Here is a 26,812-nt window from a genome sequence, read left to right as displayed (position 1 = left end):
GTGGTCACCAGTGGCGCGAGGACGCGGGAACCCGGTCACCTCGACCGGCTGGAGGCGGAGAGCGTCCACATCATCCGCGAGGCCGTGGCCGAGTCCGAGCGGCCGGTGCTGCTCTACTCCATCGGCAAGGACAGCTCGGTGCTGCTGCACCTGGCCATGCTCGCCTTCCACCCGGCCAAGCCGCCCTTCCCGCTGCTGCACGTGGACACGACGTGGAAGTTCCGCGAGATGATCGAGTTCCGCGACCGCACCGCGCGCGAGCTCGGTCTGGACCTGGTCGTGCACCGCAACCCCGAGTGCGTGCGCCTGGGCGTCAACCCGTTCACCCACGGCAGCTCGCTGCACACCGCGCTGTGGAAGACCGAGGGGCTCAAGCAGGCGCTGGACGGGCACCGCTTCGACCTGGCGTTCGGCGGGGCCCGCCGCGACGAGGAGCGCTCGCGCGCCAAGGAGCGCGTGTTCTCGCTGCGCTCGCCCGGCCACCACTGGGACCCCAAGCGGCAGCGCCCCGAGCTGTGGCGGCTCTACAACGCCCGCAAGCGCCCGGGTGAGACGGTGCGCGTGTTCCCGCTGTCGAACTGGACCGAGCTGGACGTCTGGCTCTACATCCGGTCGCGGGGTATCCCCGTGGTGCCGCTGTACTTCGCCGCACCGCGACCCGTGGTGCGGCGCGACGACACCCTGATCGCCGTAGACGACGACCGGATGCCGCTGGAGCCCGGCGAGGTGCCCGACCTGCTGTCGGTGCGGTTCCGCACCCTCGGCTGCTACCCGCTGACCGGCGCGGTCGAGAGCACCGCCGCCTCGCTACCCGAGGTGATCCGCGAACTGCTCGTGACCCCGGTGTCCGAGCGGCAGGGGCGCGTCATCGACCGCGACGACAGCGCGTCGATGGAGCGCAAGAAGCAGGAGGGCTACTTCTGATGGTCGACGTCCCCGCGGATCGGCTCGACGAGTACCTGGCCGCCCACGAGAGCAAGGGCCTGCTGCGCTTCCTCACCTGCGGCAGCGTGGACGACGGCAAGAGCACGCTGCTGGGCAGGCTGCTCCACGACGCCGGGCTGGTCCTGACCGACCAGCTGGCGGCGGTGCGGTCGGGCCCGGACGGCGAACCGGACCTGGCGCTGCTCGTCGACGGCCTCCAGGCCGAGCGGGAGCAGGGCATCACCATCGACGTCGCGCACCGCTACTTCACCACCGGGCGGCGCAAGTTCATCGTCGCCGACACCCCGGGCCACGAGCAGTACACCCGCAACATGGTCACCGGCGCCTCCACGGCCGATCTCGCGGTCGTCCTGGTCGACGCCCGCAAGGGCGTGGTGCGCCAGACCCGCCGGCACAGCTGCGTGGTCGGCCTGCTCGGCATCCGCCGGGTGGTGCTGGCGGTCAACAAGCTCGACCTGTGCGGCTGGGACGAGCGGGTGTTCGCCGACATCGAGCGGGACTACCGCGAGTTCGCCCGGGGCGTCGGCGTCGACGACGTCACCTGCGTCCCGGTGTCCGCCCTGCACGGGGACAACGTCGTGGCGCCCAGCGCCAACACCCCCTGGTACGACGGGCCGACGCTGCTGCGCCACCTGGAGGCGGTGCCGGTGGGCGGCGAGGACACCGGGCCCTTCCGCCTGGCCGTCCAGCACGTGACCCGGCCGGCGGGGCGGCGCGGGGCGGCGGGCTCGGTCGCCGGCGGCGTGGTGCGCCCCGGTGACGCGGTGCGCGTCGCCCCGGCTGGCACCGCGGCCACCGTCGAGGCGGTCGTGCGCGGCACGGCCGAGGTGCCCGACGCGGTGGCCGGCGAGGCCGTGACCGTCGTGCTGCGCGAGGACGTCGACGTCAGCCGCGGCGACCTGCTGTGCGCGGCGGGGGACCAGCCCGTCGTCGCCTCCCGGGCCCGCGCGCACCTGGTGTGGATGCACGAGCGGCCCATGCTCCCGGCGCGGCCCTACCACCTCAAGATCGGCACCCGCACGGTGGCGGGCACGGTCGTCGACCTGCTGCACCGGCTGGACGTCGACACCCTCGACCGGGTGCCCGCCGACCGGCTGGAGGTCAACGACATCGGCGTGGTGGACCTGGAGTTCGACCGGCCGGTGGCCTTCGACCCCTACCGGGGCAACCGCCACACCGGCGGTTTCCTGGTCATCGACCGGCTCGACGGCGGCACCGTCGGCGCCGGGCTGCTGGACCTGCCCCTGCACGGGCGGGACGACCTGCACTGGCACCGGACCGACATCGACAAGCGGGCGCGGACCAGGCTCAACGGCCACCGCCCGTGCGTGGTGTGGCTGACCGGCCTGTCCGGCGCGGGCAAGTCCACCCTGGCCAACCTGCTGGAGCGCCGGCTGCACGGGCTGGGCAAGCACACCTACATCCTCGACGGCGACAACGTCCGCCACGGCCTCAACCGCGACCTGGGGTTCTCCGACGCCGACCGGGTGGAGAACATCCGCCGCGTCGCCGAGGTCGCCAGGCTGTTCGTCGACGCGGGGCTGATCGTGATCGCCGCGTTCATCTCCCCGTTCCGCGAGGAGCGCGACCTGGCCCGCCACCTGGTCGGCGCGGACGAGTTCTGCGAGGTCTTCGTGGACGTGCCGCTGGCGGTCGCCGAGCAGCGCGACCCCAAGGGCCTCTACCAGCGGGCGAGGCAGGGGCGGCTGGCGAACTTCACCGGCATCGACTCCCCGTACGAGCCGCCGGAGGCCCCGGAGGTCCGCGTGGACACCGCGGCGGCCGACCCGGAGCACGGGGTGGCGCTCATCGTGGAGCACCTGCGCTCGATCGGCGTGCTCGACGACGCGGACGGGTGACGGGTCCCTTCAGGAGGGGACGGTCAGGCGGTGCGCCCGCAGCCTGTCGTAGAACGGCAGGTGGTAGCGCAGGTACCCGGCCAGCACCGGGTCGTTGTCGGGGGTGCGCTCGTAGGTCCCGGTGACCCTGGCGAAACCGCTCGTCCGGCTGGTGGACTCGTGCCAGCGGCTAGTGCGCACCCATTCGCGGCGCATACCGGACTGCCACGACAGCGCCTCGGGCCGGAACGGGATGCCGACCTCCGCGCAGTACCGCCGAACGGTCTCCTCCGGCTTTTCCACCAGGTCGTCCGAATCGACCACCACGGGTTTCCCGCCGGTGGCGGCCACGGCGTCGAAGATCTCCGCCAGCCGGGCGAAGCCGATCTCGTCGCGGCCCACCCCGGGGTTCAACGCGGAATGGGAGGCGATGGCCTCGCGGGGGTGCCGGATGATGAAGGTGTGCCGCACCTCGGCGAGGAAAACCCGGTCGGCCAGCAACCCGGGGTAGTGGAAATCGGTGGTGTCCTTGAAGAACACCGGCCGGTCCGCCGACAGGTCCCGCAGCGCCGCGATCAGCTCGGTCTCCGAGCCCACGCGGCGGTCGCCGACCTCGGCCGCGCCGAAGTCCGCGACGTGCGAGAACGGCTCGTGCAGCACCAGGAAGTCGCCCCGCTCGCCCATCATCCGCATGAACGCGGTCGAGCGGCAGCGGGGCGCGCTCCACAGCGCGAGGATGCGCGGCGGACCCTGTTCGGCCATGTCGTCCTCCTCGGGGTGCGAGGAGGACGAGACTACCGGGGCCGCCGCGTCGCGCCCGCCTGTTCAACTGCTCGACGACGACATTTGAACACCCGCGCCGGGGAAGTGCGCGGAACGCGGGGGAACCGGCTCGCCGAAATGACCGCCACGCTATCAGCGGCGCTCCCCGGGGTGAAGTCGGGGGAACTTTTCGCGACGCCCCGCACCACGTGCGGTCCGGAGGTCTCTTGACACTTTTTTCAACCCGGTGCTGTACTCGACCGCATCGCACGTGGTCATTTTCGTGGTGTGCACCCGGGAGGTCGGACCTTGACTGCTGCAACGATCGTCAAATGCCCCGAGTGCGGTGGTGACGTCGAATTGGGCGCGGGCGTGATGGTGGCCGAGATCGTCGATTGCGGGATCTGCTCGTCGGGTCTCGAGGTCGTCTCGGTCGACCCGCTGATCCTCGCGCTCGCCCCGGACGCGGAAGAGGACTGGGGCGAGTAACCCCGGCCCACCGGGGCCGGGTGCTGGTCGCAGCTGCGCGAGTCGCGCGAGTCGGGAGTGGTGCAGTGAGCCGTGCGGAACCGGTAGTCCTGGTCGCCACCCGCATCCGCGTCGAGGAGCGGGTGCTGCTGGAGGCCCTCGCCAGGCGGTGCCTGTCGGCGGTGCACGTGGACGACCGCACCCTGGTGTACCGGATCGGGGACCCGCCGCCGCCGTGGCGCGCGGTGCTCAACCGGGCCCTGTCCGCCACCAGGCGGGTCGAGATCAGCCGCTACTGCGAGGTCATGGGCATCCCCGTGCTGAACTCCGCGGAAACCCTCGCCACCTGCGACAACAAGATCGCGGGCACCTGGGCGCTGCGCTGCGCGGGCCTGCCCGTCCCCGACACCGTCATCGCGCTCGACGCGGAGGCGGGCGTCCGCGCGGTCGGCGAGGTCGGGTTCCCGGCCGTGGTCAAGCCCGTCGTCGGCTCCTGGGGCAGGGGACTGGCCAAGGTCAACGACACCGACGCCGCCGAGGCGGTGTTCGACCTGCGCGGCGGCTCGCCCTCGCCGGTGCAGAAGCTGGCCTACGCGCAGGAGTTCGTGGAGGGCCGCGACATCCGGGTCCTCGTCGTCGGCGGCCACGCGGTCGCCGCGGCCCAGCGGACCTCGGACCACTGGGTGCGCAACACCGCCCGCGGCGCGCGGGCCTGCCCGGTACCGCTCGACCCGGAGCTGGTCGACCTGGCCGAACGGGCGTCCAAGGCGGTCGGCGGCGGCATCCTCGGCGTGGACGTCCTGGAGTCCTGCGCCGGCGACCGCGTGGTGCTGGAGGTCAACGCCGGGGTGGAGTTCCACGGCCTCGCCTCCGCCCACCCCGACCTGCCCATCGCGGACCTCGTGGTGGACCACCTGCTGGAGGTGCTCGGGTGACCGGCCGGCTCCCCGGACCCGCGCACCGCGCCGAGCACGTGGCGTGGCTGCTGCGGTCCATGCTGTCCATCCCCTCGGTCTCCGGCCACGAGCGGCAGCTCGCCGGGTTCCTCGTCGAGCAGATGGAGCGCCTGGGCATGGAGGCCCACGTCGACGAGGTGGGCAACGCGCACGGCGCGGCGGGGCCGCGCGACGCGCCCACGGTGCTGCTGCTGGGCCACATCGACACCGTGCCGGGCGTCGTGCCGGTCTGCCGCGTGGGGGACCTGCTCTACGGCCGCGGCGCGGTGGACGCCAAGGGGCCGATGGCCGCGATGATCGTGGCCGCCGCGCGTGCCGAGCACGTGCGCGCCGTGGTCGTCGGCGCGGTGGCGGAGGAGGTGCCCGGGTCGCGGGGCACGCGGCACCTGCTGCGCACCCTGCCCCGGCCGGACGCCGTGCTGATCGGCGAACCGAGCGGCTGGGACGGCATCTGCCTGGGCTACAAGGGGCGCGTGGGCGTGGACTTCGACGTGACCCGCCCGACGACGCACACCAGCAGCCCCGAGCGGACCGCGGTCGAGGTGGCCGTGGAGTTCTGCGCCCTGGTGCGCGAGTACCTGCGCGCCCACTCGGCCTCGGACGACCCCGTGGCCTTCGGCGCGGCGGCGGGCACCCTGGTGCGGCTGGAGGGCGACCTGAGCCGGGCGAGGGCGTCGCTGACCTGCCGGGTGCCGGACGGCTTCGACTTCGACGACTTCGAGCGGCACCTGCGCGGCCGCGGCGGCGGGACGGTGACCTTCGACGAGCGGGTGCCCGCCGTGCGCCGGCCGGCCGGCGACCCGGTGGCCCGCGCCCTGCGCGCCGCGGTCAAGGCGCACGGCGGCGAGCCCCGGCTGAAGCTGAAGGCGGGCACCTCGGACATGAACGTGGCGGCGGAGTGGGGGGTGCCGATGGCGGCCTACGGGCCCGGCGACTCGCACCTGGACCACACCAGCGACGAGCACGTGGTGCTGCCGGAGCTGGCGCGGTCCGTGGAGGTGCTGGACACGGCGCTGGCGCGGCTCGGGTCGCTGCTGCGGGCGCCGCGGCCGGTGGTCCGCCCGGCTCCCGCGGGGGTTGACCGGGGACCGGCCGACCGGCCGCTGCCCGCGCTCGCCGGCGCTGCCGCTGCCCTGGGCCACGCGTGGCCGGACGGGCCGGCGGACACCGGGGCGCGAGAGCACCCGGCGGTTCGGCTCGCCCGGTGATGGTGTGGCGGGGCGTGGGCAGGTGGGATCGGTGCGTGGGCCGGCCGGTGACGGCACGGCGGGGACCCGGCAAACCCGACAGGAGCGTGGGCGTGGAGCAGGTGGGAGCGGTGCGTGAGCCGGTCCGGGTCGCGGTGCTCGGCGCGACCGGGTTCGTCGGCGCGGAGCTGGTGCGTTTGCTGCTGGACCACCCCGGGGTGGAGCCGGCTTTCCTGTCCTCCGAGCGCGACGCGGGCACGGCGGTGGAGCGCGCGCTGCCCTCGGTGCGCAACCACCCCGGCGCGCGCGGGCTGAGGCTGCGGCCGCTGGCCGAGCTGCCCGAGGTGGACGTGGCGTTCGGCTGCCTGCCCGGCGGGCGGCTGCCGGGGGTGCTGCCGCTGGTGGCCGCGCGGGCGGAGCACGTGGTGAACCTGGCCGGCGACTTCCGCCTGGTCGACCCGGCGCAGGTGGCCGAGCACTACCCGGCCTCGGTCGGCCGGTCGGAGCCGTTCGCCTACTGCGTGCCGGAGTTCGGCGTGCCGGGCGAGCGGTTGCTGAACCTGCCGGGGTGCATGGCGGTGGCGACGATCTACGCGCTGCACCCGCTGGTGGCCGGCGGGCTGGTGGGGCCGGACGTGGTGGTGGACGCCAAGACCGGGTCCAGCGGCAGCGGGCGGACCCCGACCGAGCACCCGGCGGAGCGGTTCGGCAACTTCCGGCCGCACAAGCCGCACGGGCACCGGCACGGCCCGGAGGTGGTCCAGGCGCTGCGGTCGCTGACCGGCGCGGAGGTGGACCTCCAGTTCTCCACGCACAGCCTGGACGTCTCGCGCGGCGTCCTGGTGTCGGCCTACGCGACGCTGCGGGACGGGGCGACGGCGCTGGACGTCCGGCGCGCCTACCTCACCGCCTACGGGTCGACGCCGTTCGTGCGCGTGCGCGGGCACGGCCAGCCGACGGTGAAGACCGTGGTCGGGTCGAACGTGGCCGAGGTCGCGGCGCTGGTGCGCGGGCGGCGGGTGGTGGTCATCGCGACGCTGGACAACCTGCTCAAGGGCGCGGCCGGGCAGGCGGTGCAGGCGCTCAACCGGCTGTTCGGGTTCCCCGAGAACCTGGGGCTGCCCTTCACGGCGGTGGCGCCGTGAGCCTGCACGTGGTGAAGCTGGGCAGCGCGACCCAGGAGCACCCGCCGGTGTTCGAGGAGGTCGCCGAGCTGGCCGGCCGGACGCGGCTGCTGGTGGTGGCGGGCGGCGCGACCGGGATCGCGCGCCACTACCGCGAGATCGGCCGCGAGGTGCCCGTGCTGGTGCTGCGCAACGGCGACGAGGTCCGGTACTGCGCGCCCGAGGAGATGGGGCACCTGGTCGACGCCTACGAGCGGGTGGTCCTGCCGGGGGTGGCCAAGGGCCTGGCGGGGCTGTCGGTGTTCACCGCCACCGGGGCGGCCGGGCTGGTGACGGCCACGCCGTCCGGTCCGCTGCGGGCGTCGGTGGCCGGGCGGCAGCGGGTCGTGCGGGACCACCGGATCGGGACGGTCGCGGCGGTGGACGTCGAGCGGCTGACCGCGCTGCTGGACGCCCACGACGTGGTGGTGCTCTCGCCACCGGTGGCCGCCGACGACGGCGGGACGCCGCTGAACCTGGACGCCGACGTGCTGGCCGCCGAGCTGGCCACCGCCCTGCGCGCCGACCACCTGTGGCTGGTCACGGGCACGGCGGGGCTGCTGGCCGACCCCGCCGACCCGGGGTCGACGATCCCCGAGGCGGGTCCCGGCGAGGCCGGGTCGGCGCGCGGGCGGATGCGGCAGAAGGTGCGGGCCGCCGAACTGGCGCTGCCCGCCGTGGCCGACGTCGCGATCATGGGACCGCACGCGCTGCGGTCGCCGGCCGGGACCACCAGGTTCCGCCGGCCCGCGCGCGACGTCCTGCGGGAACGGGCGGCGCGGGCCAGGCGGCTGGTGGTCGACATGGCCGCCCGGCCGACCGGCTGCCACCTCGGGGGCAGCCTGTCCGTGGTGGACGTCCTGGTCGCCGCGTTCGACCGCGCCGACGCCGGCGACGGCACCGAGGTCGTGCTGAGCAAGGGGCACGCGGCGGCGGCGCTGTACGCGGTGCTGCACGTGTCCGGCCGGTTGGCGGAGGACCCGGCGCCCCACTACGGCGCGGCGGGGCACCCCTACACCGGGCACCCGAGCCCCGCGGTGCCCGGCGTGCGGTTCCCCACCGGCAGCCTGGGGCACGGCGTGCCGTACGCGGCGGGGTGGGCCCTGGCGCAGCGGCTGTCCGGCGGTGCGGGCCTGGCCATCGCGGTCACCGGTGACGGGGAGCTCCAGGAGGGCCTGGTGTGGGAGGCGCTCCAGGTCGCCGCCGCCCGGCGGCTGGGGAACCTGGTCGTCGTGGTGGACCGCAACGGCGGGCAGAACGACGGACCGGTGGCCGACATCTCGCCGCTGACCGACCTGGCGGCGCGGTTCGCCGCCTTCGGGCTGGAGGTGTCCGAGGTGGACGGCCACGACCCGGTGGCGCTGCGGGAGGTGTTCGCGGCGCCGACCGGCGACCGGCCGCGCGCGGTGATCGCGCACACCGTCAAGGGCAGGGGCGTGCCGCCGGTGGAGGGCCGGGCCGGCGCGCACTACGCGGTGATCGACGAGGCGAGGGCGGCGGCGTGGAAGCGGATGATCGGGTGAGCGCCCTGTCCGGGCGGGACGCGTACCGCGCGGAGCTGACCGAGCTGGCCCGGCACGACCCGCGGGTGCTGTGCTTCGAGGCCGACCTGGGCGGTCGCGGGCACCCCTTCGCCCGGGAGCACCCGGAGCGGTTCTTCAACCTGGGCATCGCCGAGGCCACCATGATCGACATGGCGGCGGCCCTGGCGGTGGCCGGGTACAAGCCGTTCGTGAGCACGTTCGCGCCGTTCGCCGTGCTGCGGGCCGCCGAGAGCGTGAAGCTGAGCATGGGGTACCTGGGCGCGGGCGTGGTCGTCGTCGCGCCCTACGCGGGGGTGTCCGGCGCGTGGTTCGGCACCACGCACCACTGCCTGGAGGACCTGGCGGTGGTGCAGAGCTTCCCCGGCATCACCATCGCCGCGCCGGCGGGCGAGCGGGAGATGCGGGCGGTGGTCCGCCACGCCGCCGCGTCGTCCGGGCCGTGGTACGTGCGCACCGGGCGCAACGCCACCCCCGCGTCGGTGCCGTTCGAGGGCGAGGTGCCGCCGCTGGTCAACTGGGTGTCCACCGACCCGTCCGAGGTGTGCCTGGTGTCGGTGGGCGAGACCGGCACCGAACTGGCGCTGGCCGCCGCGGGGGAGCGGTCGGCGGCGCACGCGCACCTGTGCTTCGTCGACCACGCCTCCCTGACCGGGGCCGCGGTCGAGCTGGCGGCGCGGTACCGGCGGTTCGCGGTGGTCGAGGAGCACCGGCCGACCGGCGGGGTGGCGAGCACGTTGGCGCTGCTCATGCCCCGGTGCGAGGTGGTCGGGGTGAACGCCGGCACGGCCTGGACCTCCGAGGGCGGCGACCACGGGGAGGTGCTCGGGCGGCTCGGTCTCGACCTGGCCGCGGTGCTGTCCCGCCTCGACGCCGGATGACCGCCGCGGGGTCCCGCCACCACCTGACGAAGTCCCGTTTCCCAGGTTGACCCGAAAGATCTTGGCGTGTTTCTCTCTTATTGGTCGTTCACACTCAGCGAAGATCGGGGGTCGATTCCGGTGTTGACCGCGGAGAACGTCAATCGGGATTCGGTTCACCGCCCGCCCCTGCGCCCGGAGCCGAGTCGCGGACCCGATCTGAAATCAATTCCGGGACTCGCCTTCACCGGTTCGTCCAAAGCCGTCGAGGTGGACGTCTCCTCCATCTTCCCGAGGAGTTCCGTCCGCCTGGCGGGCGCCGACGAGGAACACGTCCGCACCCTGGCCGAGCTGACCGGCGCCACCCCGCCGATCGTCGTGCACCACCAGTCCATGTGCGTCATCGACGGGATGCACCGGTTGTACGCGGCGATGGCCCGCGGCGACTCCACCGTCCCCGTGCACTTCTTCGACGGCTCCGACGAGGACGCCTTCGTGCTCTCGGTGCGCCTCAACGCCGAGCACGGGCTCCCGCTCACCCGCGCCGAGCGCCGGGCCGCCGCGGAGCGCGTCGTGCGCTCGCACCCCATGCTGTCCGACCGCGCGGTCAGCGCCCTGTGCGGGGTGGCCGCCAGCACGGTCGCCGGCATCCGCACCAGCCACGGCGAGGCGTCGGCGGCCACCGCCAGGCTCGGGCGCGACGGCCGGGTCCGGCCGCTGCGGGCGGCGGAGGCGCACACCCGGGCCAGGCAGCTCCTGGCGGAGAAGCCCGACGCGACCGTGCGCGAGATCGCCACCGCCGCCGGCGTGTCCATCGGCACGGCCCACAGCATCCGGCGCTCGTTCAGCGCCGCCCCGGTGGAAGGGGTCCCCGCCGGTCCCGCCGGCCCCCCTCGGCGGCAGGTCGCGCCCGCCGGCCCGGCCCCGCGCACCGCGGTGGTGATCGCCGCCGGTCCGTGCCCGGGTCCGCCGAGCTCCCCGCACGGTGAGCTCGAACCGCTCGTCACCGCCCTGAACGCGCTGAGGAACGACCCGGCGGTCCGGTCGTCGTCCGGTGGCCGGGTCGTGCTGCGGTTGCTCAGCGCCGGTGTGTACGTCGAGTCCGAGTGGAAGAAGATCGCCACCGTGCTGCCGCCCTACTGCTCGCCCCTCATCGTCGCCGCCGCGCGCAGCTGCGCCCTGGCGTGGGCGCGGTTCGCCGATCACGTGGAAAGCCTGGAGCAGGACAACGGGTGACCCCGCGACCCGGTCCCGCGCTTTCCGCGCGGCGCCGGGTCGACGTGCGCGTGCGGTGTGACCGGGAGGTGTTCCCGGGTGTTCAACCGACAATCCCCCCGCAGTTGAACGGCCCGCGAGCGGGCTTCGACTTCTCCGTTCCCGGTAGTACGGTGAGGCCCAACGGGAAATCCCCCGAGGAACCGGAAAAGAATTCCCGAACCTTTTCCGAACCGCGCTGCACCTTGGGACGACGAGGCGGAGTGTCGCGATGACGCAGGTCGAAGAGGCGCCGGTGCGGGAAGCCTGGTCCGGACCGCTGCGGGCCCGGTCCCGGGAATTCCTGCGGACCGCCCCGGCGCACGCGCGGCCGGCGCACCAGTCCGCCGCCGAGGTGCGCTGCGACCGGCCGCTCGACCCCCGCGTCCTCGAACGCGCGCTGGCCGACGTCACGGCGTGGCACCCCGACCTCCTCGGCCGGGCGCCGGCGCCCGGGCACGCGGTCCTCCCCGGCGAGCGGCCCCTGGTCGTGAGGGAGGTCGTCGTCGCCGACGAGGCGGAGGCGTCCGAAGCCCTCGCCGCACACGCCGCGACCCCCCTCGACCTCGCGGACGGGCCCCTCTTCGCGGTCCTGCTGGTGACCCTCCCGTGCCGCAGCAGCCTGGGGCTCGTGGCGCACCGGCTGGTCTGCGACCAGGGCTCGCTGATGGAGGTCGTCGAGCGGCTCGCGCAGCGGTACGAGGTCCGCGCGACGACGACCGGTCCCGCCCCCGACCCCGGCCCCGCGGTCCTCCCGCCCGCGGGGCCGGCCACCCCGGTGGACGGCCCGCCGGGGAACGGCCCGCTGCTCGACGTCCTGCACGAGGAGCTGCGCGACGTGCCGCTGGACGTGGCGCTGCCCGGGATGAGGCCGCGCCGGGCGGTGCCCGGGTACGGCTGCGCCCACCACCGGGTCGACCTCGACCGCGAACTGGTCGACGGGGTGCGCTCGCTCGCCGAGCGGTTCGGCGTGCCGACCGCGGTGGTCCACCTCGCCGCGTTCCGCGCGCTGCTGCACCGGTTCGCCCGCCAGGACGCCGTCCTGGTCATGGCGGAACTCGACCGCCGCCCGGCCGGCGCCGGACCGGGCTGCTGGACCGACCTCGTCCCGCTCGCCCTCACCGGGGCCCGCGACCTGCGGTTCGCGGACCTGGTCCCGATCACCGGCCGCCGGCTGGACGAGGCCCGCGACCACCTCCCCGCGGCCGTCCCCGAACTGGCCCGTCGCCTGCACCAGGACGCCGCCGGCGCCGGGTCGACCCTCGGCCGGGTCTCCTTCGCCGTGCGCCCGGCCGACCGCGCCCTGACCGCGGCGGGCGCCGGCTGGACGTGCCGCGTGGTCGAGCCACCGGCCGGCGAGTTCGACCTCGGCCTGGTCCTGCGCGAGGGCGACGGCGACGCGGCCTGCCACACCGCGACGTTCGCCTACGACCCGGACCTGCTCCCGGCGTGGGCGGTGGCCACCACCGCCCGCAGCTTCCTCCACCTGCTGCGCTCCGCGACGGCCGCGCCCGACGACACGATCACCGACCTGGACCTGGTCGACCCGCTGGACCGGCGGATCCTGCTGGAGGACTGGAACGGCCCGGCCGACCTCGTCCCGGTCACCTCGCCCGTCCCGGCGCTGTTCGAGGCCCGCGCCGCCGCGCACCCGGACGCCCCGGCCGTGCGCGAGAACGGCGTCACCCACACCTACGCGCAGCTCAACGCCGGGGCCAACCGGGTCGCGCACACCCTGCTCGCGCGCGGTGTCCGCAAGGGCGACGTCGTCGGCGTCTACGTCCCGCGCTCGGTGGAGTGGGTCGTCGGGTACCTCGCCGCGTACAAGATCGGCGCGGTGGTGGTGGCGCTCGACCCCGGGTCGCCGCAGTCCCGCCTCGAAGCCGCCATCGCCGCCTCCCCGCCGGCCGCCGTCGTGGCGACCTCCTCGGTGCCGGACTCGCCGGCCATCGGGAACGCCGGCGCCGTCCGCGTCGACGTCGACTCCGCGGAGGTGCGGCGGCACCCCGCGGCCGACCCCGGCGTGCCGATCGGCCTGGACGACCCCGCCTACGTCGTGCAGACCTCCGGGTCGACCGGCCGCCCCCGCGCGGTGTTCGGCGTGCACCGGGCCCACGCGCACCTCGCCCTCCAGGTCGCCGCCGTCATGCGCATCACGCCGGACTCCCACATGTCGTGGCTGGTGGACGCCGCGGCCGGCATCTCGATCTCGCTGGTGTGGCGGACCCTGTGCGCCGGCGCGACCCTGCACATCGCCGGCGACGACGAACTGGTGTCGCCGGTCCGGCTGCGGCAGTGGCACCTGGACAACGGGATCACCCACACCTTCGTCACGACCCAGCTGGCCGCGCCCCTGACCGCCCTGGAGTGGCCCGACGACTGCCCGCTGGGGGTCATGGAGGTCGGCGGGGAGAAGGTCCGCCGGTGGGCGCCCGCCGAACTGCCGTTCGAGGTGGTCGTGGCCTACGGCAGCAACGAGGCGTTCCTCGTCACGAGCATGCTGTTCCCCTGGGAGCACCGCGTGACCGCGCGCACCGCGACCGAGGACGACCGGCGGCAGCCGCCCCCGGTCGGGCGCCCGCTGCCCGGGGTCCACGTGTACGTCGTGGACGCCGACCTCCGGCTCCTGCCGCCCGGTGTGGTCGGCGAGGTCTGCGTGGACTCGCCGGAGATGATGCTGGGCTACCTCGGGGAGCCCGAGGAGACCGCCCGGCGCGTCCGGCCCAACCCCTTCGGCCCGCCCGGCTCGCGCCTGCTGTGGACCGGGGACATCGGGTCGGTGCGCCCCGACGGGATGCTGGAGCTCACCGGCCGCCTCGACGACATGGTCAAGGTGCGCGGGTTCCGGGTCGAACCGGCGGCGGTCGAGGCGATCCTGGTCGACCACCCCGCCGTGCGCGCCGCCGCCGTGGTGGCCGTCGCCGACGCGGCGGGCCACCACCAGCTCGTCGCCTGCTTCGTGCCCGAGCGGCCGGTGACGCCCGAGGCGCTGCGCGCCCACATGCTCGACCACGCCCCCGCGTACATGGTCCCGATCGCCTACGTGCCGATGGAGCGCCTGCCGATGGGGGTGCTCAACAAGGTCGACCGCAAGCGGCTGCCGCCGGAGGACTGGAGCGCCCACCGCCCCCGCGCCTCCTACCGGGCGCCCGCCACCCCCGACGAGGCCGTCCTCACCCGGATCTGGGCCGAGGTGCTGGAGGACGACCGCGTCGGCGCGGACGACGACCTCGTGGAGATGGGCGGCAGCTCCCTGCACGTCGGGCGGGTGCAGGTGCGGATCCTGGAGCAGCTGGGCGTCGAGGTGGGCATCAGGCAGATCTTCGAGACCCCGACGCCGAGGGCCATCGCGGCGGTGCTCCGGCGCGAGGACGCGCCGCGGCGCCGACCGCTGCCCCCGGTCCTGTCGCGCGGCGCGCGGTCGCGCGGCGACGGGTGACCCGACGACGCGAGGAGGAACACCTTGTCCGCGGAATTCACGACGAGTCCGGACGACCACGACCTCAGGAGCCGCAACCGGGCGACCGTCGTCCGGTACATGGAGGACATCGCGGGGGATCGGCGGCTGCGGCGCCACCTGCTGTTCGCGGAGGACGGCAGCGCCGGGCTGGTGACCACCGACACCGGCAGGCCCATCCTCATGAGCGGGGCGGACCGGCTGGCCGCGCACGGCGCGTGGTCGCTGGAGATCTTCCCCGACTGGGCCTGGTACGACGTCGAGATTTTCGAGACCCAGGACCCCAACCGGTTCTGGGTGGAGTGCGACGGCCGGGGCCACGTGCTGTTCCCGAGGTACGGGAAGCGGTGGTACGAGAACCACTTCCTGCACTACTTCCGGCTCCGCGACGGCCTCATCGTCGAGCAGCGCGAGCACATGAACCCCGTCCGGCAGTTCCAGGCGCTGGGCATCGAGCTGCCGACGATCGACCGCGGCGCGATCCCGTCGGACGACGCCCCGCCGGCGCTCGTCGAGCAGCCGGGCTGATGGCGCCCGCGACGCGGCGGCTGCGGTACTTCGTCGTCGACGCCTTCACCCGGACGCCGCTGGCCGGCAACCCGGTGGCGGTCTTCCTCGACGCGGACGACGTCCCGCCCCGGGAGATGCAGGCACTGGCCCGGGAGATGAACCTCTCGGAGAGCACGTTCGTGCTCCGGCCGCGGCGACCGGACAGCGACCACCGGGTCCGGATCTTCACCCCGGTCAACGAGCTGCCCTTCGCCGGGCACCCGCTCCTGGGCACGGCGATCGCCCTGGCCAACAACACCCACGCCGGCCCCACCGTGGCGCTGGAGACCGAGCGCGGGGTGATCCCCTTCGAGCTGGAGCGGTCCGGCGGGACCGCCGTCGCGGCCTCGATGCTCCAGCCCGTGCCGACCTGGGGGCCCTACGAGCACGAGGAGTTCCTGCTCCGCGCGCTCGGGGTCGACGAGCCGGCGGTGCCGGTGGCGGCGTTCCGCAACGGGCCCCGCCACGTCCTGGTGGGCACCACGCCCGAGCACCTCAAGCGGGTCCGCCCGGACCAGCGGATGCTCGCCGAGCTGCCGGACATGGCCGCGCACTGCTTCGCCCCGTCCGGCGTCGGGTGGGGCAACCGGATGTTCTCCCCGGCGTACGGCGTCGTCGAGGACGCGGCGACGGGCTCCGTGGCCGGGCCGCTGGCGATCCACCTCGCCCTGCACGGGCTCGCGGCGTTCGGCGAGGAGGTCACCATCTTCCAGGGCGTCGAGATGGGCCGCCCGTCGACGATGCGGGCGCGCGTCACCGGGTCCGCGGCGCGGATCGACCGGGTGGAGGTCCGGGGCGCCGCGGTGCAGGTGGCCGAGGGGACGTTCTCCCTCCCGGTTCCCTAGCGCCCGGTTGACCGTCCTCGGACCGGTGCGTTAGCGTCGATCCCACCCCGGAAATTCATTTCGGCGCGGTGTTCCGGAATTCGCGCGCACTCGGTCGTTCTTCTTTCGCGGGTCCATTCGGGAAAGGGCGTGGTGAGGGTGGCGGTCGGACGCAGACCCGGCGGTGCCCGGTCCTCGACGCCGTGGTTCCTCACGGAACCCGACCCCGACGCGCGGGTGCGGGTCCTCTGCTTCCCGTACTCCGGGTGCGGCGCGTCGATGTACCAGCGCTGGCCCACCCGGCGCGGCGACGTCGACTTCGTCCCGGTCCAGTTCCCCTTCCGGGAGAACCGGACCCGCGAGCCGCACTTCGGGACCTACGAGCGGCTCGCGGACGTGCTGGTCCCCGGCATCGAGCCCTACCTGGACCGGCCCTACGTCCTGTTCAGCCACTGCGGCGGCGTGCTGCCCGCGTACGAGTCGGCTTTGCGCACCGCGGAGCTGGGCCTGCGCCCGCCCGCGGCGTTCATCGCGTCGTCGCAGGTCGTGCCGCACCGCGGGCCGTACGGGAGGTTCCTCGGGCTGACCGTGCCGGAGCTGGACGAGGAGATCCGCACCCTGCTGCGCCGGATGGGCGGCCGGGAGACCTTCTCGGCCGAGATCGTCGAGATCGTCCGGGACGTCCTGGTCGCCGACCTCGACGCCAACCGGAGGTACTCGAAACCGGCGCCGGCGCTCCTGCCGTGCCGCGTCACCGCGGTGGGGTGGGACCACGACGTCGACATCCCCAGCCCGCTGATGGACGCGTGGACCGAGTGCGCCGACGAGGTCGAGATCGCGCTCCTGCACGGTGACCACTACTCGTTCCTGGAAGCGCCGGAAGAACTCGTCGAGCTGATCGTGGAGGTCGCCGAGAGCTCCGCCGCGTGACACCGGTCGCGCCGGTACGAATTCCCCCCAAATTCCCCAGTCAATTCCTTTCGCTCATCGCGGGAAGTGGTGATCGGCGTGGTCCTGCGCACAGGCGGCCAATACCTCGACGCCGTCCGGGACGGCCGGGCGGTGTTCCTGGACGGGCGGCGGGTGACCCACGTGGTCGACGACCCCCGGTTCCGGGGCATCGCCACCACCGTCGCCGGGCTCTACGACTTCGCGGCGGACCCCGGCAACGACATGGTGTTCTCCTGCCCGGAGACCGGCGGGGACGCGCTCAAGCCCTACCTGATCCCGAGGTCCGCGGCCGACTTCGCCGCGCGCCGCGAGGCGCTGGTCAAGTGGGCCGGGCTGTCGGCCGGGTTCGTGGGCCGCGGCCCCGACCACTTCGCGGGCTACCTGGCGGGCTTCGCCTCGTCGCCCGGGGTGTTCGACCGCGCCACCCACGACGGCTCCGCCCACCTGCTCGCCTGGTACCGCCGGATCGTGGCGGAGAGCCTGTTCGTCACCTACGCGATCACGCCGCCGCAGACGAGCCGGGTCAAGAGCCCGGAGGACGACGCCGAGGGACCGCTCCAGGTCGCGGTCGTCGACCGGCGCGCGGACGGGATCGTCGTGCGCGGCGCGCAGATGCTGGCCACCAGCGCCGCCGTGTCGGACTGCGTGTTCGTCAGCTGCATCCAGCCCCTCGGGCCGGAGGACGCGGACCACGCCGTCTCGTTCATCCTGCCCGTCGACACCCCCGGTCTGCGGCTGTACTGCCGCCGGCCGTACGCGAACGCCGACGAGAGCGGGTTCGACTACCCCCTGGCGGCCCGGTTCGACGAGTCCGACGCGGTGCTGGTGTTCGACGACGTCCTGGTGCCGTGGGAGAACGTGTTCGTCTACCGGGACGTGGAGGGGGTCCGCGCCCAGTTCTACGGGACCCCGGCCCACGCGCTGGGCAACCACCAGGCGCAGGTGCGGCTGGTCGAGAAGCTGAAGTTCATCCTGGGCGTCGTGCGGAAGGTGTGCGCGACCCACCACACCGACGCGGTCCCGGCGGTGGTGGAGAAGCTGGGTGAACTCGCCTCGCTCGCCGCCATGGTCGAGGCGGGGACGATCGCCGCCGAGGCCACGGCCACCGCGGACCCGAACGGGGTCGTGGTGCCGGGTCGCCGCTTCCTCTACGGCGCGATGGGGCTCCAGTCCGAGATCTACCCGAGGGTGCTCCAGGTCGTCCGCGAGCTGGTCGGCGGCGGGGTGATCCAGCTGCCGTCCTCGCGCTTCGAGCTGCTGGGCGAGGAGACCGGCGCGGACATGCGCAGGTACGCGCGGGTGAAGGGGTTCCCGGCGGAGCAGCGCGTCCAGCTGCTCAAGCTCGCCTGGGACGCCGTCGGCTCGGAGTTCGGCAGCCGGCACCACCAGTACGAGATGTTCTACGCGGGGCCACCGGCCGTCGCGAAGATGATGTCGTTCCGGCACTACGACTTCACCGGGCCGCTGGCCGCCGTGGAGGGGTTCCTGTCCACCTACGGCCCCGAGCACCCCGGTGGCCGGGACGCCCGCCCGACCGCCGCCGAGCTGGTCGCGGTGGCCGACTGAGCACTCGCGGCACCTGAAGGAGATCCCGGGACGCGATCGCGTCCCGGGATCTCCTTCCGTTCGGGGCTTCGTGACCGGCCCCCGGTCAGTCCACGGTGTAGTCGGCCAGCGGTCGGCCCGGGTCCCGGACGACCTGGCGGATCAGCGAGCTGAGCTGGTCGAGCCTGCGGTACCCGGTGGCGAAGGTGTGGATGCCGCTGTTGACCTCGGCGCACACCTCGAACGAGGCCGGTTTCACGATCGCGTGGAACGCCATGTCGTAGCGCGCCGTGCCGTGCCCGATGAACGAGTAGTCGATGTCGCAGCCGGGCAGCCGGAACGGCAGCCAGCCCTCCACCTGCAACTCGGTGGTCACCTGGAACAGGGGGAGGCGGTCGACCGGGCGGGCGCCGCCGACCGCGTCGACGATCGCCGACAGCGGCAGGGCGCGGTGGTCGTACCCGGCCACGACCTCCTCGCGCAGCCGCCGCAGCAGCTCGGCGAACGTGGGGGAGCCGGTGCAGTCGACCCGCACCGGCAGCACGTTGATGAAGCACCCGATCAGCTGCTCCGACCCGCTCATGCCCCGGGTGTCGCTCGGCATCCCGATCAGGAACAGGTCCTGGCCGGAGATCCGGTGCAGCAGCAGGGACGTCGCGGCGGTGAAGGCGATGAAGGGCGTGACGTGGTGGGCGGAGGCCAGCGCGGCGAACTCGTCGAACAGGCCGCGCTCCTGCGGCCGGTAGAGGAACTCGCCGTCGAAGGTGAGGTTCTTCGGCCGGGGGTGGTCGGTCGGCAGGTCCAGCTCCGGGACGCCGTGCAGGCGCGAGCGCCAGAACGACCGCAGCCGGTCGAGGCTGTCGCCGCTGAGCTGGGCCCGCTCCCACGCCACGTAGTCGCCGATCTGCGCCCGCAGGTCGGCGGGACCGGGGGTGCCCTCCACCTCGGCCGAGTACAGGGCGCTCAGCTCGGCCATGAACAGGGTCATGGAGCGCTCGTCCACGACGAGGTGGTGGAAGACGACGTAGAGGGTGTGCTCGTCCGGGGCGTGGCGCACGACGTGCGCGGCCAGCAGTGGACCCTCCGCCAGCACGAACTCGTGGTAGCCGATCCGCCCGCGGATCTCGTCGACCGCCTCCGGGTCCTCCCGGCCGGTGAGGTCGGTGCAGGGGATGTCGAGCACCACGGAGTCGTGGACGACCTGGACCGGCTCGCCGTCGTCGTCCTGCTCGACGGTGACGCGCAGCGCGTCGTGCCGGTCGACCACCCGCTGGACCGACCGGCGCAGGACGTCGACGTCCAGCGGCCCGGTGATGCGGAACTCCAGCGGGATCGTGTAGGTCAGGCGCTCGTCGCGCAGGTACTCCACCAGCCACATCTGGAGCTGGGGGCTGCTCAGGGGGAACCGGCGCGGCGCCCCGACCCCCCCGTCCGCGCCGCTCCCCGCCGCGTGCTCCGCGGGGATCGACTCCAGCAGCCGCGCCGCGTCCTGCTCGGACAGGCCGCTCACCACCGACAGCAGGTCGTCGACCTCGGGGAACGAGGTGCGCAGGGCCTCGGTGAACTCGTCGAACCGGGAGTGCGCGAACAGCGTGCGCAGCGGCACCTCGACCTGGATGGTCTCGCGCACGTGCTCGATCATGCGCGCGGCGAGCATCGAGTGCCCGCCCAGCTCGAAGAAGTCGTCGTCGGGCGCGACGGAGTCCACCTCCAGCACCTCGCGCCACACCCCGGCGAGCAGTTCCCGCAGGGGGCTGTCGACGTCGGTCCCGGCGGTGGGCGCCACACCGGTGTCGTCGCCGACCGCCACCACGACCTCGACCGCGCCGGTGGCGGTCCGGCGGGCGACGAGCCCGGTCCGCACGAGCACCTCGCCCGGCGCGCCGTAGGGGTTGGCCGCGGTGTCCACCCCCGCCGCGGGATCGAGCAGCGGCGCGGTGCGCAGGTGCAGCCGCCCCGGCACGCCGACCGGCGGGATGCGGGAGTGCCCGTCGAGGACGAGCGCGTCGACGTGGGGGAGGGGCGCGCCGAGCGCCTCCCCGCCCCGGCCGCGCCGGACCAGGGCGACCGGGCCGAGGACACCGGGGTGCCCGACCAGGCCGCGCAGGACGTGGCCCGCGTCGTCGAGCCGCGCCACCAGCGCCTGGTCCGGGTCACCGACGACGACGTGGGGCGCGGCGGGCACCGCGTCGAGCAGGTCCGCGACCCGCGTGGCGCCGACCACGGCGGTGACGGCCTCCCGGAGGCGCGCGACCAGCGGGCCGTGGACTACCTCGCTGGGCACGCCCCGGAGCACGGCGGCGAGCTGGACCGCGAACCGCTCCCGCGCCGGCACGTCGTCGGCCAGGACGACGGGCCGGGCCGCCTCCGGCCAGATCGCGCCCGCGAGGCCGCGCGCCATCCGCACGACCTCCCGGGCGCTCAGCGCGGGGCACGCGCAGTCGGAGGCCCCGCGCCCGCAGGCGCACAGGACCACGTCGGCGTCCTGGGTGGCTGCGGCGAGCACCCCGGCGATCGCCGGGCCGGCGGCGTGGGTGTCGGTGTCGGTGAGGACGACCCGGGTGGCCGTGGCGGGCACCCGGGCGGCCGCCGTGCCGGCATCGGTGTCGGCGTCCGCGTCGTCGAGGACGACCCGGGCGGTCGTGGCGGGCACCCGAGCGGCCGCCGTGCCGGTGCCGGTGCCGGTGTTGTCGGTGTCGTCGAGGACGACCGGGGCCGCCGTGTCCGCCACCGGCGCGGCGAGCTCCTCGAAGGTCCACGCGCCGTCCGGGGTGGTGATCGCGGTCCCGGTGGCCCCGGCGGGCGGCGCGGCGGGCGCGTCGAGGTCCGCCGACCGGGCCGGCGCGAGGTGCGCCTCGACCTCGGCCCGGTCCAGCAGCGCCAGCTCGGACACCCGCAGGCCGGGGTCGCCCACCCACTCCGCGAGCGCGTTGGCGAAGTGCCGCATCAGCTGCGCCACCTCGTCGTGGTCGAACAGGTCGGTGTCGTACTCCACCCAGGAGACCAGCTCCGCCCCGCGCTCCTCGACCTCGGTGATCGTGTCGAGCCGCCCGCGCCGGCGCGGCACGTCGAACGGGGTGACCGCCGCCGAACCCCAGGTCGCGTCGCTCGCGGGCTGGCCGCTGGTCAGGAACAGGTGCTGGACGAGGGCGTTGCGGGACGGGTCGCGCCGGGGGCCGATCAGCTCGATGATCTTCCCGAGCGAGACCAGGCCGTGCTCGACGGCGTCCTCCGAGGTCCGCGCCGCGCGACCGACCAGGTCGAGCAGCGTCGGGTCGCCGGTGACGTCCAGGCGCATCGGCAGCGTGTTGGTGAACTGCCCGACCACGCCCTCCAGCTCGGACCGGGCGCGGTTGGCGGCCAGCGTGCCGAACACCAGGTCGTGCTGCCCGGTGTAGCGGCTGACGGTCGCGGCGAACGCGGCCAGGGTCAGGGTGTAGAGGCTGACGTTGTGCTCGCGGCGGAAGGCGGTGATCCGCGTCCGCAGGCCGGCGTCCGCGAGCGGGAACCGGGCGCGCGTCCCGCGCACGCCCTTGATCGCGGGACGCGGGCGCCGCGCGGGCAGTTCGAGGACCGGCTCGACCCCGGCGAGCCGGTCGCGCCAGTGGTCCACGTCGTCGTCGAGGTAACCGGAGTCCAGCAGCGCGCGCTCCCAGTCGGTGAAGTCCGCGTACTGCAACCGCGGCTCCTCCAGCGGTGACGCCTCACCGGCCGCGAACGCCTCGTACAGCCGCCCGAGCTCGGCGAAGACGATGCGCCCGGACAGGCCGTCGCACACGAGGTGGTGCAGCGTCACGACCAGGACGCGGTCCTCCGGCGAGACCGAGACGAGCAGCGCGCGGGTCGGCAGCTGCGCGGTCAGGTCCCGGGGTTCCTCGATGAACTCCCGCACCAGCTCGGCCAGCGCCTCCTCGCGGTCGGTGTCCGGCACGTCCGCCACCGACCGGTGCAGGAAGGACATCGGCGTGCCCGGCGGCAGCACCCGCTGCACGGGCTGGTCGCCGACGACGGGGAACACGGTGCGCAGCGATTCGTGGCGGCGCAGGACCTCCCGCACCGCGCGCTCCACCGCGTCGACGTCCAGGGCGCCGCGGACGCGCACGGCCAGGGCCTCCGTGTAGAGGCTCTGGCCGGGGTCGATCTGCTCGGTGAACCACAGCTGCTGCTGCGTGTAGGAGAGCGGGGCGATCACCGGACCGGGCGACTCCTCGGCGCCCTGGTCGGTGACCTCGTACGTCGACGACACCTGAAGCCTCCGCAGTGGTTTCGGCCCGGTCGGGCGACCCGTCGCGGGTTTCCGGCCGCGGGCGCGCGCCACCCGCGTGGCGACCACGCGGGCGAACGCGGAATGGTTGATTCCCGTTGAACGGGCGGAAGCACATCATAAGAACGGGTTTTGTGCCCGTCCATCACGCGGGCCGGACGCCGGCCCGAATCGCACCGGCCTGAATCACACCCGCCCGAATCGCGCCGGAACGGCGTCCGTCCATTCGAACCGGTCCGCATCGCGGTCGACCGGGAAAAGCGCACTGGCGCGCGGTAATCCGTTCACCACCGGGTCGCGCTGAACGCGCCGCGTGCCTTGACCACCCGGTCGGCCTGGGTGACAGTGGTCCACGTCGGACACCCCGACTCGCGAACACGGGATCCCGCCCGACCTCGTCATCGCCGCCCCGGAATTCGCGAACGGTCGCCTGCAAGGAGTCGCACGATGAGTCGACCCCTGATTCCCGTGGTGGAGCCGTACGCGCTGCCCCGCGCCGGGGAAATTCCCGACAGCGCCGCGCCGTGGACCGTCGACCCGTCCCGCGCGGCGCTGCTCGTCCACGACATGCAGGAGTTCTTCCTGCGCGGTTTCCCGGACACGCCGTCACCGCTGGCGGCGCTCAGGTCGAACTGCGCGCGGCTGCGCGACGCGTGCCGCGCGGCCGGCGTCCCGGTCGCCTACACCGCCCAACCGGGCGGGATGACGCGCGAGCAGCGCGGGCTGCTCGACGCCATCTGGGGTCCCGGCATGTCGACCGACCCCGCCGACCGCGCGCTGATCCCCGAGCTGGCCGCGGCGCCGGGGGAGAAGGTCGTCACGAAGTGGCGCTACAGCGCGTTCCACGCCTCGGACCTCGCGGAGTGGCTCGCCGCCCGCGGGCGCGACCAGCTGATCATCTGCGGGGTCTACGCCCACATCGGCGTCCTCGCGACCGCGATCGACTCGTTCAGCCGGGACATCGAGACGTTCCTGGTGGCGGACGCGGTCGCGGACTTCTCCGCCGACCACCACGCCCGCGCGCTCGACCACGCGGCGCGCAACTGCGCGGTGGTCGAACCCACCGAGCGGGTGCTGGCGGCGCTCCTGCACACCCCAGCGACGGAGAGGGCGCTCCTGTGACCGCACGCCACCTGGACCCGTCGATCGCCAGGATCCTCTCCGCCGAGCCACCCGCGTTCGCCCTGGTGCACCGGCCCGGCGTCACCGGGCCCGGCGTCGTCGAGGTCCTCTGCGGACGGTCGACGACCCACGGCAGCCTCGCCGAGGTCTCGGCGAGCCGCGACGCCCTGGGCCTGACCGGGCCCCACCGGGAGGTGCTCCTGCTGGTCCCGTTCCGGCAGGCCGTCGAGCGCGGCTTCGAGGTCGTCGACGACGGGGCCGAGCTGATCGCGGTGGAGGTCGACTCGCACACCTCGCTCAGCCTGGCCGACCTGCTCGACGAGCTGCCCGACGAGGAGGTGAGCGTCGAGGACGGCCGGTTCGAGACCGACGGCGACACCTACGTGCGGCAGGTCCGCGAGGTCATCGACGAGGAGATCGGACGGGGTCAGGGCTCCAACTTCGTGGTCAAGCGGTCCTTCACCGGTCAGCTCGTCGACTACGACCTGCGCAAGGCGCTCACCCTGTTCCGGCGGCTGGTCCAGGTCGAGAACGGCGCGTACTGGACCTTCCTGGTCCACGCGGGCGACACCGTCCTGGTCGGGGCGAGCCCCGAGCGGCACCTGAGCTGCCGCGACGGCCTGGCGGTGATGAACCCGATCTCCGGCACCTACCGCTACCCGCCGTCCGGCCCCGACGTGGACGAGCTGGTCGCCTTCCTCAACGACCGCAAGGAGACCGACGAGCTGAACATGGTCGTCGACGAGGAGCTGAAGATGATGGCCCGCGTCTGCGACGACGGCGTGCGGGTGACGGGGCCGTTCCTCAAGGAGATGGCGCACCTCGCCCACACCGAGTACTACGTCCAGGGCCGCACCTCCCGGTCCTCGATCGACCTGCTCCGCGAGACGCTGTTCGCGCCCACCGTGGTCGGCAGCCCGCTGGAGAACGCCTTCCGGGTGATCGCGCGCCGGGAGCGCGCGGGGCGCGGCTACTACAGCGGGTGCGTGGCGCTGATCGGCCACGACCGGAACGGGCGCGAGACGCTCGACTCGGCCATCCTCATCCGCACCGCCGAGATCGACCGGAAGGGCCGGATCGACATCGGCGTGGGCGCGACGCTGCTGCGCCACTCGGACCCGGCGAGCGAGGTCGCGGAGACCGAGTCGAAGGTGGCCGGGCTCCTGGGCGTGCTGGCGGACGGCGCCGGGTCCGGCCGGCCGGCCGCGCCCCCCGTTCCCGACCGCGGCCTGGGCATGCGCTCCCGGGTGGTGTCCGCCCTGGTCGCGCGCAACTCGCGGCTCGCGTCGTTCTGGTTCACCCCCGACGACGAGCGGCGGTCCCGCCTGCCGCGGTTCGACGGGTACCGCGCCCTCGTGCTCGACGCCGAGGACGCGTTCACGTCCATGCTGGCCTACCAGCTCCGCTCGCTGGGCCTCGACGTCGAGGTGCGCGACGTCCGCGACGACTCGCTGCTCGCGGAAGACCCGCGCGACCACGACTTCGTGGTGCTCGGCCCCGGCCCCGGCGACCCCCGGGACGTCGCCGACCCGAAGATGGCCCGGTTGCGGCAGCTGCTGCTGCGCGTCCGCGGCGCCGGGGTCCCGCTGCTCGCGGTCTGCCTCGGGCACCAGGTGCTGTGCGCGTACCTGGGCCTGGAGGTGCTCCGCCTGGACATCCCGGACCAGGGCGCGCAGCGCGAGGTCGAGCTGTTCGGGACCAAGCGCAGGCTGGGCTTCTACAACACGTTCGTGGTCACCTCGCCGGTCGACCGGCTGCGGGTGTGCGGGATCGACCTGGAGGTCGACCGGGACCCGGCGACGGGTCACGTCCGCGCCCTGCGCGGTCCCGGCCTGCGGTCGCTCCAGTTCCACCCCGAGTCGATCCTGACGCGCTCCGGGGTGGACCTGCTCGCGGACTGCGTGGGTGGTCTGGTGCCGGTGCGGCAGGCTCTGGAGGTCAGGTGATGGAGGTCCAGGGGAGCGTGGCCGCACGACCCGGCCCCGACGCGTTCGACGACCCGCCGCCGGACCCGGTCGCGCTGTTCGCGGCGTGGTCGGCGGACGCGGCGGCGGTCGACGACGTGACCGCGGCGGCGCTGGCCACGGTCGACCGCGACGGCCGGCCGTCGAACCGGATGATCCGGCTGCTGCACGTCACCGACCGCGGTTTCGTCTTCAGCAGCCACAGCGGCAGCCAGAAGGGCCGCGACGCGCGGGACACCGGGGTCGGCGCGGTGGTGTTCCACTGGCCCGGGGCGGGGGAGCAGGTGATCCTGTCCGGCGAACTCCGGATCACCGACGACGCGGTGTCGGACCGGCTGTGGGCCGAGCGCGACCGCGCCACCCACCCGATGTCGGTGGCGACGGTGCAGAGCGCCCCGCTGGACGACGAGGACGACCTGCGCGCCCGCGCCGCGCGCTTGGCGGCCGCCGGGGACCCGCTGCCGCGCCCGGCGACCTGGGTGGGGTTCGAGCTGGTGGCGACCTCGGTCGAGTTCTGGCACGTCGGCACCGAGCGCCTCCACCGCCGCCTGCGCTACGACCTGGGCGACGACGGGTGGCGCGCGAGGAGGCTCCAGCCGTGACCGCGGACCAGCGGGACCAGGCGGACAGGGCGGACCGGGCGGACCTGCGGGCCCGCAACAGGAGCGCGGTCGAGCTGTACCTGCGGACCGGGTTGGCCGAGCGCCTGGAGCGCTACCGGCTCTACACCGAGGACGGCACCGCCGCCCTCTGGTTCACCGACATCGGCCGGCCCATCGTCGTCCAGGGGTGGGCGGACCTGCGCCGGCACGGCGAGCTGTCCGTGCGGGTCCTGCCCGACTGGTCCTGGCACGACGTCTCGGTCGTCGAGGCGGTGGACCCGGGCGTGATCTGGGTGGAGTGCCGCGGCGCGGGCACGATCCGCTTCCCCGGCTACCCCGAGGGCCGCTACGAGAACCACTTCCTGCTCTGCTTCGACCTGGTGGACGGGCGGATCGCCCGCAGCCGCGAGATCAGCAACCCGGTCGAGCAGATGCGCGCGCTGGGCATCGAGGTGCCCCGGATCGAGCGCGGCTGGATACCGGCCCGCGACCGCGACGAGGCGCCCGGCCCGGCGCCGCGGCGCAACGGGTGAACCGAACCGACCGAACGGCGAGGAGAT

At 74.3% G+C, this 26,812-nt stretch carries 20 protein-coding genes; 18 read left to right on the top strand and 2 right to left on the bottom strand.

Annotated features, from left to right (window positions below; translation table 11 throughout):
- Nucleotides 1–924, top strand: a complete 924-nt coding sequence (gene cysD, locus Q5530_RS30700; RefSeq protein WP_415366319.1) for a sulfate adenylyltransferase subunit CysD — start codon at nt 1–3, stop codon at nt 922–924.
- The gene (cysC, locus tag Q5530_RS30695) at nt 924–2,804 is read left to right on the top strand and encodes an adenylyl-sulfate kinase (RefSeq protein WP_415366318.1); all 1,881 of its coding nucleotides are present in this window, start codon (nt 924–926) and stop codon (nt 2,802–2,804) included. Before cysD ends, cysC begins: the two co-directional genes overlap by 1 nt.
- 9 nt (nt 2,805–2,813) lie before the next feature.
- Here the strand turns inward: cysC and Q5530_RS30690 are convergent, their stop codons facing one another.
- The gene (locus Q5530_RS30690; protein WP_415366317.1) at nt 2,814–3,545 is read right to left on the bottom strand and encodes a sulfotransferase family protein; all 732 of its coding nucleotides are present in this window, start codon (nt 3,543–3,545) and stop codon (nt 2,814–2,816) included.
- Between the two features lie 309 nt (nt 3,546–3,854).
- Between Q5530_RS30690 and lysW the strand changes: the two genes are divergently transcribed.
- From lysW to Q5530_RS30630, 12 genes are all read left to right on the top strand, one after another.
- Nucleotides 3,855–4,034 carry a lysine biosynthesis protein LysW gene (lysW, locus tag Q5530_RS30685; protein WP_415366316.1) on the top strand — a complete coding sequence of 60 codons (180 nt, stop codon included), beginning with the start codon at nt 3,855–3,857 and terminating at the stop codon, nt 4,032–4,034.
- Nucleotides 4,035–4,099: 65 nt separating this feature from the next.
- A complete protein-coding gene (locus Q5530_RS30680) occupies nt 4,100–4,948 on the top strand; it encodes a RimK family alpha-L-glutamate ligase (RefSeq protein WP_415366315.1) in 849 nt (282 codons plus the stop codon).
- Complete coding sequence (locus tag Q5530_RS30675) at nt 4,945–6,177, top strand: M20/M25/M40 family metallo-hydrolase (RefSeq protein WP_415366314.1); 1,233 nt, start codon at nt 4,945–4,947, stop codon at nt 6,175–6,177. The genes Q5530_RS30680 and Q5530_RS30675 overlap by 4 nt, the downstream gene beginning before the upstream one ends.
- 92 nt (nt 6,178–6,269) lie before the next feature.
- The gene (gene argC / locus Q5530_RS30670) at nt 6,270–7,301 is read left to right on the top strand and encodes an N-acetyl-gamma-glutamyl-phosphate reductase (RefSeq protein ID WP_415366313.1); all 1,032 of its coding nucleotides are present in this window, start codon (nt 6,270–6,272) and stop codon (nt 7,299–7,301) included.
- Nucleotides 7,298–8,842 (top strand): 1-deoxy-D-xylulose-5-phosphate synthase N-terminal domain-containing protein, encoded by a 1,545-nt coding sequence (locus Q5530_RS30665; protein WP_415366312.1) that lies wholly within the window; start codon nt 7,298–7,300, stop codon nt 8,840–8,842. Before argC ends, Q5530_RS30665 begins: the two co-directional genes overlap by 4 nt.
- Complete coding sequence (locus tag Q5530_RS30660) at nt 8,839–9,741, top strand: transketolase family protein (RefSeq protein WP_415366311.1); 903 nt, start codon at nt 8,839–8,841, stop codon at nt 9,739–9,741. Before Q5530_RS30665 ends, Q5530_RS30660 begins: the two co-directional genes overlap by 4 nt.
- 249 nt (nt 9,742–9,990) lie before the next feature.
- Nucleotides 9,991–10,956, top strand: coding sequence for a ParB/RepB/Spo0J family partition protein (locus tag Q5530_RS30655; RefSeq protein WP_415366310.1), 966 nt, complete (start codon nt 9,991–9,993; stop codon nt 10,954–10,956).
- 250 nt (nt 10,957–11,206) lie between these two features.
- On the top strand, nt 11,207–14,413 hold the full coding sequence (locus tag Q5530_RS30650) for an AMP-binding protein (RefSeq protein ID WP_415366309.1): 3,207 nt from the start codon (nt 11,207–11,209) through the stop codon (nt 14,411–14,413).
- 24 nt (nt 14,414–14,437) lie between these two features.
- Nucleotides 14,438–14,959 (top strand): PhzA/PhzB family protein, encoded by a 522-nt coding sequence (locus tag Q5530_RS30645; protein ID WP_415366308.1) that lies wholly within the window; start codon nt 14,438–14,440, stop codon nt 14,957–14,959.
- Nucleotides 14,959–15,825, top strand: a complete 867-nt coding sequence (locus tag Q5530_RS30640) for a PhzF family phenazine biosynthesis protein (RefSeq protein ID WP_415366307.1) — start codon at nt 14,959–14,961, stop codon at nt 15,823–15,825. Before Q5530_RS30645 ends, Q5530_RS30640 begins: the two co-directional genes overlap by 1 nt.
- 129 nt (nt 15,826–15,954) lie before the next feature.
- On the top strand, nt 15,955–16,734 hold the full coding sequence (locus Q5530_RS30635) for a thioesterase II family protein (protein WP_415366305.1): 780 nt from the start codon (nt 15,955–15,957) through the stop codon (nt 16,732–16,734).
- Between the two features lie 78 nt (nt 16,735–16,812).
- Nucleotides 16,813–18,321: a 4-hydroxyphenylacetate 3-hydroxylase family protein gene (locus Q5530_RS30630; protein WP_415366304.1), complete on the top strand. Its 1,509-nt coding sequence runs from the start codon at nt 16,813–16,815 to the stop codon at nt 18,319–18,321.
- 85 nt (nt 18,322–18,406) lie between these two features.
- Here Q5530_RS30630 and Q5530_RS30625 read toward each other — a convergent pair whose 3' ends face one another.
- Complete coding sequence (locus Q5530_RS30625) at nt 18,407–22,546, bottom strand: condensation domain-containing protein (RefSeq protein WP_415366303.1); 4,140 nt, start codon at nt 22,544–22,546, stop codon at nt 18,407–18,409.
- Between the two features lie 465 nt (nt 22,547–23,011).
- Here Q5530_RS30625 and Q5530_RS30620 point away from each other — a divergent pair, with 465 nt between their 5' ends.
- The 4 genes from Q5530_RS30620 to Q5530_RS30605 are packed head-to-tail and all read left to right on the top strand — an operon-like array spanning nt 23,012 to nt 26,785.
- A complete protein-coding gene (locus tag Q5530_RS30620) occupies nt 23,012–23,686 on the top strand; it encodes an isochorismatase family protein (RefSeq protein ID WP_415366302.1) in 675 nt (224 codons plus the stop codon).
- On the top strand, nt 23,683–25,632 hold the full coding sequence (locus tag Q5530_RS30615; RefSeq protein WP_415366301.1) for an anthranilate synthase family protein: 1,950 nt from the start codon (nt 23,683–23,685) through the stop codon (nt 25,630–25,632). Before Q5530_RS30620 ends, Q5530_RS30615 begins: the two co-directional genes overlap by 4 nt.
- Nucleotides 25,632–26,252: a pyridoxal 5'-phosphate synthase gene (locus tag Q5530_RS30610; protein ID WP_415366300.1), complete on the top strand. Its 621-nt coding sequence runs from the start codon at nt 25,632–25,634 to the stop codon at nt 26,250–26,252. Before Q5530_RS30615 ends, Q5530_RS30610 begins: the two co-directional genes overlap by 1 nt.
- Nucleotides 26,249–26,785, top strand: a complete 537-nt coding sequence (locus Q5530_RS30605; RefSeq protein ID WP_415366299.1) for a PhzA/PhzB family protein — start codon at nt 26,249–26,251, stop codon at nt 26,783–26,785. The genes Q5530_RS30610 and Q5530_RS30605 overlap by 4 nt, the downstream gene beginning before the upstream one ends.
- Nucleotides 26,786–26,812: the final 27 nt, after the last annotated feature.

The organism is Saccharothrix sp. BKS2 (assembly GCF_047689505.1).
Taxonomy (GTDB): domain Bacteria; phylum Actinomycetota; class Actinomycetes; order Mycobacteriales; family Pseudonocardiaceae; genus Actinosynnema; species Actinosynnema lopnurensis.
This window is presented reverse-complemented; position numbering and strand designations above follow the sequence as displayed.